Origin of the sequence: Roseivivax isoporae LMG 25204 (assembly GCF_000521865.1) — a bacterium.
GTDB classification, from domain to species: domain Bacteria; phylum Pseudomonadota; class Alphaproteobacteria; order Rhodobacterales; family Rhodobacteraceae; genus Roseivivax; species Roseivivax isoporae.
Map to the genome: position 1 here is coordinate 1 of NZ_JAME01000064.1, position 9,819 is coordinate 9,819.

The 9,819-nt window shown below is 64.2% G+C and carries 18 protein-coding genes; 15 read left to right on the forward strand and 3 right to left on the reverse strand.

The window, feature by feature from the left end; all coding sequences use genetic code 11:
* Positions 1 to 156: 156 nt before the first annotated feature.
* Positions 157 to 636, reverse strand: coding sequence for a hypothetical protein (locus RISW2_RS21680; protein WP_043775046.1), 480 nt, complete (start codon positions 634 to 636; stop codon positions 157 to 159).
* A gap of 306 nt (positions 637 to 942) precedes the next feature.
* On the opposite strand from RISW2_RS21680, the gene RISW2_RS21685 reads away from it, so the two are divergent.
* On the forward strand, positions 943 to 1,197 hold the full coding sequence (locus RISW2_RS21685) for a hypothetical protein (RefSeq protein WP_043775049.1): 255 nt from the start codon (positions 943 to 945) through the stop codon (positions 1,195 to 1,197).
* 10 nt (positions 1,198 to 1,207) lie between these two features.
* Here RISW2_RS21685 and RISW2_RS21690 read toward each other — a convergent pair whose 3' ends face one another.
* Positions 1,208 to 1,711 carry a hypothetical protein gene (locus RISW2_RS21690; RefSeq protein ID WP_043775052.1) on the reverse strand — a complete coding sequence of 168 codons (504 nt, stop codon included), beginning with the start codon at positions 1,709 to 1,711 and terminating at the stop codon, positions 1,208 to 1,210.
* A gap of 98 nt (positions 1,712 to 1,809) precedes the next feature.
* Here RISW2_RS21690 and RISW2_RS21695 point away from each other — a divergent pair, with 98 nt between their 5' ends.
* Positions 1,810 to 2,079: a hypothetical protein gene (locus tag RISW2_RS21695; RefSeq protein ID WP_156943950.1), complete on the forward strand. Its 270-nt coding sequence runs from the start codon at positions 1,810 to 1,812 to the stop codon at positions 2,077 to 2,079.
* Positions 2,080 to 2,278: 199 nt separating this feature from the next.
* On the opposite strand, the gene RISW2_RS24810 is transcribed toward RISW2_RS21695, so the two are convergent.
* Positions 2,279 to 2,497, reverse strand: coding sequence for a hypothetical protein (locus tag RISW2_RS24810; protein WP_156943951.1), 219 nt, complete (start codon positions 2,495 to 2,497; stop codon positions 2,279 to 2,281).
* 87 nt (positions 2,498 to 2,584) lie between these two features.
* On the opposite strand from RISW2_RS24810, the gene RISW2_RS25945 reads away from it, so the two are divergent.
* The 13 genes from RISW2_RS25945 to RISW2_RS24340 form a co-directional block, all read left to right on the forward strand.
* Positions 2,585 to 2,845, forward strand: a complete 261-nt coding sequence (locus tag RISW2_RS25945) for a helix-turn-helix domain-containing protein (protein WP_425277805.1) — start codon at positions 2,585 to 2,587, stop codon at positions 2,843 to 2,845.
* 360 nt (positions 2,846 to 3,205) lie between these two features.
* The gene (locus RISW2_RS21700) at positions 3,206 to 3,505 is read left to right on the forward strand and encodes a hypothetical protein (RefSeq protein WP_043775058.1); all 300 of its coding nucleotides are present in this window, start codon (positions 3,206 to 3,208) and stop codon (positions 3,503 to 3,505) included.
* On the forward strand, positions 3,502 to 3,825 hold the full coding sequence (locus RISW2_RS23720) for a hypothetical protein (protein WP_051492281.1): 324 nt from the start codon (positions 3,502 to 3,504) through the stop codon (positions 3,823 to 3,825). Before RISW2_RS21700 ends, RISW2_RS23720 begins: the two co-directional genes overlap by 4 nt.
* Positions 3,822 to 4,124, forward strand: coding sequence for a hypothetical protein (locus tag RISW2_RS23725; protein ID WP_051492283.1), 303 nt, complete (start codon positions 3,822 to 3,824; stop codon positions 4,122 to 4,124). The genes RISW2_RS23720 and RISW2_RS23725 overlap by 4 nt, the downstream gene beginning before the upstream one ends.
* Positions 4,121 to 4,270 carry a hypothetical protein gene (locus RISW2_RS24815; protein ID WP_156943952.1) on the forward strand — a complete coding sequence of 50 codons (150 nt, stop codon included), beginning with the start codon at positions 4,121 to 4,123 and terminating at the stop codon, positions 4,268 to 4,270. Before RISW2_RS23725 ends, RISW2_RS24815 begins: the two co-directional genes overlap by 4 nt.
* Positions 4,267 to 4,434 carry a hypothetical protein gene (locus RISW2_RS24820; protein ID WP_156943953.1) on the forward strand — a complete coding sequence of 56 codons (168 nt, stop codon included), beginning with the start codon at positions 4,267 to 4,269 and terminating at the stop codon, positions 4,432 to 4,434. The genes RISW2_RS24815 and RISW2_RS24820 overlap by 4 nt, the downstream gene beginning before the upstream one ends.
* Positions 4,434 to 4,640, forward strand: coding sequence for a hypothetical protein (locus RISW2_RS21710; RefSeq protein ID WP_043775064.1), 207 nt, complete (start codon positions 4,434 to 4,436; stop codon positions 4,638 to 4,640). The genes RISW2_RS24820 and RISW2_RS21710 overlap by 1 nt, the downstream gene beginning before the upstream one ends.
* Before the next feature lie 41 nt (positions 4,641 to 4,681).
* A complete protein-coding gene (locus RISW2_RS21715; RefSeq protein WP_156943954.1) occupies positions 4,682 to 4,987 on the forward strand; it encodes a DUF2312 domain-containing protein in 306 nt (101 codons plus the stop codon).
* A 51-nt stretch (positions 4,988 to 5,038) separates the two neighbouring features.
* Positions 5,039 to 5,278, forward strand: coding sequence for a hypothetical protein (locus tag RISW2_RS21720; RefSeq protein WP_043775067.1), 240 nt, complete (start codon positions 5,039 to 5,041; stop codon positions 5,276 to 5,278).
* On the forward strand, positions 5,275 to 5,922 hold the full coding sequence (locus RISW2_RS21725; RefSeq protein ID WP_043775069.1) for an HNH endonuclease signature motif containing protein: 648 nt from the start codon (positions 5,275 to 5,277) through the stop codon (positions 5,920 to 5,922). Before RISW2_RS21720 ends, RISW2_RS21725 begins: the two co-directional genes overlap by 4 nt.
* Positions 5,923 to 6,167: 245 nt before the next feature.
* The gene (locus RISW2_RS25545) at positions 6,168 to 6,440 is read left to right on the forward strand and encodes a helix-turn-helix transcriptional regulator (RefSeq protein ID WP_051492284.1); all 273 of its coding nucleotides are present in this window, start codon (positions 6,168 to 6,170) and stop codon (positions 6,438 to 6,440) included.
* Complete coding sequence (locus RISW2_RS21735; protein WP_043775072.1) at positions 6,430 to 7,566, forward strand: tyrosine-type recombinase/integrase; 1,137 nt, start codon at positions 6,430 to 6,432, stop codon at positions 7,564 to 7,566. The genes RISW2_RS25545 and RISW2_RS21735 overlap by 11 nt, the downstream gene beginning before the upstream one ends.
* 351 nt (positions 7,567 to 7,917) lie before the next feature.
* Positions 7,918 to 9,819 (forward strand): hypothetical protein (locus tag RISW2_RS24340; RefSeq protein WP_211238738.1); only part of this gene is annotated, 1,902 nt, incomplete at its 3' end.

The window sequence follows — 9,819 nt, forward strand, 5'->3', positions numbered from 1 at the left end:
AGCGACCCGGCATCGACCGGCAGGAGGGTCCTGGCGTATGTCATGGGACTTGCTCACAGGAGCGACTGGCAATATCCCCGGGCGGCGTCGGGAAGTCGTCGAGGCTGTCGTGCGCCTCGTGGCGCTGCGCCATGACGGCGGAGGACCGGTTCGCGCTCATGCCGCGGCCCTCGCGCGGTGGTACCAACTCTGCACCCGGGTCGTGCTCTCGCCCCAGCGCTCGGCCAGCGCGGCGAGCTCGCGGTACCGCCCGCCGGTCTCGACCAGCGCAGCGACGCGCGCGGCGGGGATGTTGCCGAGGCCGGGCGGCGGCGGCGTGGCCGCGCCCTTTTCTGCCGCACGGCGATCCGCCCGCTCGAGCCGCTCGAGCGCCACCGCGACGACCCGCTGCGAGCAGCGGAAGTGGCCCGCCATCGTGGCGCGCGTCACACCCTCGTCGCGCAGGCGCCGCAGCTCCTGCCGGTCGATGTCGGCCGCGCGGGAGATGCCGCAGCCGCGCCGGAACCGCGGCTCGCCGAGCGCGTCGAGCCGGTTGCACACCGTCTGCCGGCAGCAGCCGATGCGCTTGGCCACCTCGCCGCTCGACAGCCCGGAGCGGTGCAGCTCGAGCAGCTTCGTGTCGTCGATCCTGGTCATGGACAGCCTCCGATACCGGCCGGGCACGGATCCGGAGATCCGCGCCCGGCCCCAGACAGGGAGGTCGGGGGCACTCCGCGCGGCCATCCGCGCCCCCGCGGTACGGACGGAAACGGCCGGCGCCTCTGTACGGCCGGCCGCGCGTGATCTGGAGGGGTCGCATGCGTCACCACGGCAGCGGGACCGTGTAAAACAACCCTGACACCTCGACGTGTACATATTGCTGGAATCACACGCCTTTCAGTTGAAACGGCGCGATGAACCGGCATTCTGCTCGCACCAAAAAACGCCTTTGGGAGGTGCGTGATGTTCACAGCGAACTTGAAGGGCTTCGACTTGAAGCCGGACGGAAAACCGGCCGGCATGATTTCTACGAGGTTCAAGGTCGGCGTTGCGCGCTCGAAAAGCAGCGAGATGCTGCTGCTGCGCTTTGATGAGGAGGACGAACGGGACTGCCGGACGACGCAAATCATGCTGCCCGTCAGCGCCGCGCAGCATCTGTCCGAAGTGATCAACGCGGTCCTCGCCGATCTGCGCGGCGAGGGGCACGCCCGACAGTGATGGTGCGCAGTCATGCGCCCTCCCGGGGATGGCCGTCCGCCATATCGCTGGCGTCGAGGTCGCGGAGTGCCGCCTTCACCGTGTCGAGGATATCGACCAGCTCGGCACGGGCCTGGTGCGGGCATCCGCCCTCGGACACCGCCAGCAGGGCCGCCGTGCCCTCGCCGCCCTCCTTGATCAGGCGACGTGCATGCTGAAGTGCCGAGACAGGGCTGCCCGCGCGCTCTGGCAGCGCCTGGCGCATCGCGACCACCACACGGTCCGAACCAGCGATCGCGGACAGCGCGATCACATCGGACGTGGTCCACTCCCGAGTACCGTTCATTTTTCGCGACAGGGCGGCGGTATCGAAATCGTCGCCCGCGTTGCCCGTAGGGTGCCAGAAGTCGGCCATTTCCTTCGCAGCGCTCTGCTGCGTCGGGAAATGACGGGTGACGAGCCCCCTCATGAGCGCATGAACCGTGGCGCGAGGGTCAGACATGACACGCCCGCGCAGGTTCCATTCCGGCATCATATGGACGTTCCGGCGTCCGACTGGGCAAAACGCGAGTGCGTTGGCTCGGCCCTTTCGTTGCACCCGCTCTCTTGCCGAACCCTAAGGACACAGGCTGCATGAACACCCGCAAACCCATGATCGAACCGACGCTCACCGATCGCGTCATCGCCGTCGAGTACATGACAAGCCTAATGATGCGCGCCGTCGGAAACCTGTCGCCCGAGCAAAACGTGAGGCTCGCCATAGCTCTGGAAACTCTCGCCGAGGTGGAACGAGAGACGAGGCCAGGCGTAACAACACTTCTCGTGGAGAAAGCTACCATGCTGCGCGCTCGCGCGCGCGACCGGGAGTGTACCCGCGCTACCTGCGGCGCAGACGGAACGTAGACGTCCCACACCTTGCTCCATCGGTTCCGATCTTCTGGAACCATGTGAACGAGAGGATGCTGCTCGGTCGGCCTTTTGCGCATGTCGGACAACCTCGTTGTGTTGCGCCCTGCCCCGGCGCGGCGCACCGTCGCCGCATGGGACATCGTGTTTTCTGTTGGCTGAGTGACCGCCGCCGGGCGACCGGCGACGGTCGAGGTCAGGCGGCGTCTTCCTGTTTCGGTTCGCGCCAACGGAATGCCTCCATGGGGCAAGCCAGCTCGACTTCTTCGCAGGCCTCCTTGACGATCGGATACCAGCTGGCAGGGAAAACCTTGTCCCGCTGCACTGCGTTGTTGACTGCGGTAACGCCTACGCCCAGCCTCTCAGCCAACCGGCGCTGCCCGATCTTCTTTGCGATATGCTGAACGTCGGTCATGATCGTACGTATCCACACATTGTGGATGATCGCAAGTCCACAATTGGTGGTTTGCCAGAAGAACCACATCTGGTGGATTACCGGGGCATGCCAGACGCATACCCATACGCTGAAATAGGCGCGCGCCTTCGGCGGCTACGGGAAACCTACGCCCCTGAGCTCACACAGAGAGCGTGGGCCGAGAAGCACGGCTTCAACCCCACGCAGTACAACAACTGGGAAAAGGGCTCTCGCCGCATAACTGTTGATGAGGCGGAACGTCTTTGCGATCAGTATGACTTGACCTTGGACTTCGTGTATCGAGGTAAAGTTTCCGGCCTTTCCGAGAACGCCAGGAAGGTCGTGTGAGAGCAACGACCCATGTACGCCACGACATGATCGAGGGGGCAGTCTAGCTCGTCAGCGATCTCGATCATGCGATCGAGGCGGCGGTCTACCGGCTTCGCAAACTCAATTACCATCCCGAACGAATTAGCAACATCTGACAGATGGTGTCCAGCTCGCGCGCCGTATATCCACTTGGTGTGAATTTTCGCTTGCACTATCCACTTTGTGTGGATCATACATACATCCATCACCGCTGCGATCCGAGGCTAGGCCGCTCCGTTCTGACACCCGATCACAACGCCTAGCTATCCGATAGCTGCATCACATCGCCGAAGACGCCGCTCCGCGGCCGATCGCGAGACCTGTTGATGGAGGCACCCGATGCTCACACCGCAGTTCCTGGCCGAGGCGCGCGCCACCGTGTGCGACCCGTCCGCCCATGTCGACCGCCCGATCGTGCTGCAAGGCGCGTTCCTCGCGCTGAAGGAGGCGCAGGGGCACCCGGTCACCGCCGAGCGGCGTTTCCGCGTGGCCCGCGCGCTCTACGACCAGTTCACCGGCCCCGCGCCGCGCCCCTGTGCCGACGAGATCGACGCCGCCCGGCAGCGCGCGATCGGCCCGATCCGCGCCGCCATCGCGCGCCTGCCCGGCCGGGGCCCCTCCGACGGAGACGCGGCATGATCGCGCGCATCACCCCCGAGGCCCTGCGCGGCGCCGGATACCCGCCGCCCGACGCGACCGCCCTCGCCGCCTGGCGCGAGGACCTCGCCGCCGAGCTCGAGCCGCTGGCCCACCCGGCCCGCCGGATCATGATGGAGACCGCAGTGGTGAACTCGGGCGGTATGTGGATCGCGCCCGGCGCCACCACCTGGGGCCCGCACTTCGCCGAGCTGTCCGTGGGCGGCGTGCACGCCTCGGGCAACGACCTCGACGAGTGCATCGCCGCGTGGATCAAGGCCGTGCTGCGCGCGGCCCGCGCCGCGGCCGAGGTGGCGGCATGATCGCGTCCGACATCACCATTCCCGCGCCGGCGCGCGTCGCCTCGGCCTCGGACGCGCTCGCCATGCAGCTGATCGTCGAGGGGATCGCCGCGCGACTGCACGCGATCCTGCGCGACCAGCCCGGCGACGCGGGGCTCTACCGCTATGTCGGGCGCCTCTGCCACGCCTGCATGAGCGACCTCTGCGCCGACGGCGCGGCGGTGCGCCTGACGATCCTCGGGACCTATGCCGAGGGCCGCACGCTGCGCGCCGCGGCCAATGCCTGGGTCGAGGCGGTGCTGGCGGGGCAACGCTCATGAGGCGGCGCTCCGATCCCCCCGCCCGCTTTGCCGGCCTGCGCGACGGCGCGCTGCTGACCGAGCCGCCCTCGACCGCCCGCTGGATCGCGCGCCGCGCCGCCGGGCTCGGGGCGTTCTGGATCCTCTGCCTGGTGGTGCTGACATGAGCGCGCTCGACAACGCCCGCGCCGTCCTGGCCGACCTCGCCCACCACGGGCGCGACGCGGTGATCGAAGCCTGCGGCGTGATCCACGAGCACCCCGAGGCGGCGGACGAGGAACGCGACGACGCGGCCGAGATCTTCGCGCGCCTCTCCCCGGAGGCATCGTGATGCAGCCGTTCTGGATGATCTGCCGCGCCCCGCGCCGCCCGGACGCCGAGACCGCGCCGCGCGCCCGCTACGCCACCCGCGCCTCCGCCGAACAGGCCGCGCGCCAGCTCGCCGCGAAAACCGGCGAACCCTTCACCATCCTCGAGGCGGTCCAGACCGTGTACCCGGGCGCGCCCGGCACCGACGACCTCTTCGCCACCAGGTGACGCCCGCCCCGGGCGCATCCCCCGCAGACAGGAGCACCCCCATGTTCGACGACGCCCAGGGCGAGCCCCGCATGAAGGAGACGGACGCCGACCGCGCCGTGAAGGACCGCGCCTACGGCGTCGCGGCCGAGGAGCTGCGGCAGTTCGTCGAGCGCTACGAGCGCCTCGAGCTCGAGAAGGCCGAGATCGCCGACCAGATGAAGGAGGTGATGGCCGAGGCCAAGGGGCGCGGCTACGACACCAAGATCCTGCGCAAGGTGATCGCGCTGCGCAAGCGCGCCCCCGACGACATCGCCGAGGAGGAGGCCGTGCTCGAGATGTACAAGGCCGCGCTCGGGATGGGCTGAGCCTTCCCCTCAACGATGTCCGACGTCCAGCCACAGCAGGGACCGCACGCCATGAAGAACAAGCTCTCCGACCTGAACAACCACCTCTTCGCCCAGCTCGAGCGCCTCTCGGACGAGGGCCTCGACGCCGAGAAGCTCGAGCAGGAGGTCGCGCGCGCCGAGGCGATCGTCCAGGTCGCCGACAAGATCACCGGCAACGCCGACCTGCAGCTGAGGGCGGCCAGGCTCTTCGCCGAGCACGGCCAGTCGATCATGCCGATGCTGCCGCAGATCGGGGGCGGGTCGGAATGACGCGCGACGCCATCCCCTACAGCGACGCCGAGCTCTTCTGGATCCACGACAACGCCCGCCGCCCGCGCCACGAGGCGCACGCCGAGTTCGTCTACCTCTGGGACCGGCCCGACGTCTCGCTCGTGAACTTCAACGCGCTCTGCAAGCGCAAGGGCTGGCTGACCGGCCGCACCGGCTGCTTCGAGAAGGGCCAGACGCCGGCGAACAAGGGCCGGAAGATGCCCTACAACGCCAACAGCGCCCGGACGCAGTTCAAGAAGGGCAATCGGCCGCACACCTGGCGCGGCGCCGGCCACGAGCGCGTCTGCGCGAAGGACGGCTACGTCATCATGCTGGTCGCCGAGCCCAACCCGTGGACCGGCGCCGACACCCGCCCCGTCCTGAAGCATCGGTACCTCTGGGAACAGGCGAACGGCCCGGTGCCCGAGGGCATGCGCCTGAAGTGCCTCGACGGTGACAAGACCAACTGCGACCCCTCGAACTGGGAGGCCGTCCCCCTGGCCCTCGCGCCCCGCCTCAACGGGCGCTTCGGCCGCGGCTACGACAGCGCACCGACCGAGCTGAAACCGACCATCTTCGCCACGGCAAAGCTCGAGCACGCGGCGCGCGAGGTCGCCAGGAAGCGCCGGGAGACGAAAGGATGATGTTCGCCAATGCGAAAAGCTCCGGTGCGGAGAATACCGCAACCGGAGCGGATCGCAGCCTGAAAATCCACGATCGTCTGTTGCCCGTCTGTGCTTCCCGGAAATGCGAGAGTCAGATTTTCCCTGGGGTCATCCGCCTTGGAACATGGTCGAGCTCGCGGAGCGGACGGTGCTCCTGGCGCGCGATTTTGTCTAGAGGGATAACAAGGTCAGGCCCATCCACACGGGTCAAAGGAGCTTGAACGATGGGCCATGCGCGAGATTTTGCCTTTACCACGCCTGCCCAGGCTGTCGCGGATGCACGACCCATCGCCTACGTCTCAGCCGACACGCTCGCGCAGCTGCTCGACGTGAGCGAGACCACGATCTGGGACTGGACGCGCAAGAGTGTCCTGCCACGGCCGGTCAAGATCGGCGGCTCGACCAGGTGGAAATGGTCGGAGGTGGAGCGGAAGCTGAAACCCGGTTCTACTGCCGAGAATGACGATCCGATTCTGAGGGCAAGCCGTGGCCGGTGACGTCCGCCTCGAGCAGTACGTGCAGCGCAAGGTGGCGCGCGGCCGAGAGTACTTCTATTTCCGCCTCGTGCGAGACGGCGTCGAGGTCCGCCACCCGCTGCCGCACCCCTTTTCGGCGGAGTACCGCGCGGCCTATGACGCGGTGCACCGCGAGGTATTCGGCACGACGCCAGGCGAGTTCGACAGCCCCACCAGCGTCGCGCGGCTCGTGCGCGACCACACCGACAGCGAGCGGTACCGGAAGCTGCCCCGCAAGTCCCGTCACGGCCGCGACGCCGCACTCGACCTGATGCGTGACCGCTGGGGACGGTTCGAGGCCGGCGACATCCGCACGAAGCATGTGCAGGCCCTGTACGACAGCCTGTCCGAGCGACCGGCGACCGCGAACCGCACCCTCGACCACATCAGCGCCGTGTTCGGCTGGGGCAAGCCCCGCGGCTTCATCGACGAGAACCCCTGCCGCGGTGTCGAGCGCATGCAGGGCGAAGGAAGCTACGAGCCATGGCCTGACGAGGCGCTGTCAACGCTGATCCAGAAGGGCAAGCCGCACATCGTGAAGGTAGCCCTCACCGCGCTCTACACAGGCCAGCGACGCGAGGACGTGATCGCCCGCCTCTGCGACGCCGCCATAGTGGACGGCGTCTGGTACCTCACCCAAGGTAAGGGAAAAAACGAGTTGCCGGTGCCCCTCCACCCTGTGGTCCTGGCCATCATCGAGACCGAGCGCGCGGCGCGCCGCAAGGCTGGCATCGTGGACCCACGCCGGCCACTCCTGACCAGTTCGCGCGGCGATCCTTGGACTGCCAACGGATTCGGCGCGTCATGGCGCACCGAACTGATCCGTTTGCAGCTGCGACCCAAGCGGAAGGAGATGATGGCAGAAGGCGACTTCGTGGCGACCTTTCACGGCCTCCGCACGACGAATGCTACGAACATTGCGACGGCAGTCGCCCGCAATCCCGAACTTTTCGGCGGCATCCAGCGCGTGAAGTCTATGCTCGGGCACCTCTCAGAGAGCATGTCGAAACACTACGCGCGGCGCGCCGAGGTCGAGCACATGAATGCGGAGTCGCTGCTCTTGCTCCCCGAGTTCGGACAGCGGCCCGAGTGGATCCGCAAAACGTGAATGTTTAGCGCAGCCTCCGGTGCACAGGAATGTCACGCTGCGTCATTGCACTTGTTGAAATTAGCGACGCGGGGCGAAGCGGCCATCGGCCGCACTGGTTAGGTCTACGCCGCACCTGCAACGTCACACGGAAGCAAGGGCGGAAAGCGGAAGTTCGCCGCACTCACTCACCGCAGTCTTCCCGCTACAGAGCAGACCTCCGATGCGCCTACGGTTTTCGTTCGGCTGAAAGTAAAGCGTAAGCAGACGACAAATGAAACATTTTCTCCAATAATGAGATCAATGCTTGTATGTCTAGATGTCGTTGCTATTTTATGCTAGATCGCCAATCCACTGTACTTGGATGGTGAGATGCCGATTTTTGATCTTGAAAAGGATGAATTGCTACGGCTTTCCGAAACGCTGTTGGAACAGTTGATTGCAAGGCTGGCCGAAGCAGAGGTCGCCGCACGTGGGCACAGCCCTTCGAGTGTAAGTTGGTCGGGCTCGATTAAAGCGCCAGACGACGGCATTGACATACATGTGCAGGTGAACGCCCCCAAACTAGACACGGGCTTCATTAGCCGCCCAGATACGATCCTTCAGTCCAAGAAGGACTCGATGCCGAGATCCGCGATCACAGCGGAGATGACAAAAGACGGCGAACTTAATCCGACTATATCAAACCAAGCGAAGATTGGCGGCAGCTACATCATTGTGAGCCTCGCTGATGATTGTTCGCCACCGATGAAGAGGGATCGCCTCGATGCCTTGCGGGCGGCGGTGGCCAATGACCCCAACAATGAGAACATACACTTAGATTTCATCGACCGTTCCAAGCTAGCTCAATGGGTTCGGCAGCACCCGTCGGTGTTGTTATGGCTGAAAGGCAAGCTCGGTCAGGGCTATTCCGGATGGCAGCCCTATGGAGCTTGGAGCAACCCTCCAAAAGGATCACCTGACACTCTCATCTCTGCCCCAGGCGTGACAGTCCATGTGCCGACTGAGCCAGGTCAGAGGCTTTCAATCAAGGACGCCATGGAACCTATGCGTCGCCTGATACGCAGTTCAAACAAGGCGATCCGCATCACGGGGCTTTCAGGTGTTGGTAAGACGCGTATTGTCCAAGCACTCTTTGATGAAACTGTTGGTAACGATCCACTCGATAGGACAATCGCTGTCTATGTGGACACAGGACAAGACCCTAATCCTTCGGCATCGGCAATGCTGGACCGTCTGATTTCCGAGCGACGCCGCGCGGTGATGATCCTCGACAATTGCCCATCCGACCTGCATTCGGCGTTGGCAAGCAAGGTGACGGCTGAAAGTGGTGATGTCAGCCTGATCACGGTAGAGTACGATATCAGAGACGACAAACCGCAAACTACCGAAGTGATCCACATCGAGGCGAATGGACCGGAAGTCGCTGAAGAACTTCTGATCCGCCGTTTCCCTGAAATTGGTCAAGGAAATGCGCGTCGCGTCGCCGATTTTGCCGATGGCAATTCGAGGATTGCCTTGGCAATTGCAGAAAGGGTTGAACAAGGTGAGAGCCTCGCCCAATTGTCAGATGCAGAACTGTTCGACCGTCTTTTCCAACAGCGGAAGGAAGACGATGGTGACTTTCGCGCACAGGCCGAAACCCTGTCATTGGTGTACTCGTTCTCGACTTCGGACCCAGAGGTCGGTCACAATGAGCTGGAAGTCTTAGGCGCAATTTCCGGCCATTCAAAGAACCAACTGTTCCGATCCACCAAACAGCTGGCGGATCGGCATGTCGTTCAAAAAAGAGCACATTGGAGGGCGATACTGCCCCATGCGGTTGCAAACAGGCTGGCAAGCTCCGCGCTTGAGAGCTTCTCCGTAGAATCCCTGAGATCAACCTTTGAAGCGCCTGGGAATGGTCGGCTTCTGATGTCGTTCGCTCATAGGCTTGGTTTATTGCATAATCACAATGTTGCCAGAAAGATTGTTGAAGCGTGGCTGCAACCTGACGGCCTGCTTGGCCGTATTTCCGACCTCGATGAGAATGGATCGAGGATACTGCACTATATTGCACCTGTGGCACCGGATGTTCTGCTGGATCGGATCGAAGCAGAAATCAACGCTCCAGGTTTTCAGGGATTGGAGCCGAAGCATCATCCACGTAGGACCACGATCCTAGACTTGCTTCAATCCTTGGCATACGAGGCTCATGCGTTTGACCGTTGCATATCACTTCTAATCCGCGTTGCCGACTATGAAGACGAAATGAACTGGCCCCGGTTTCGACCG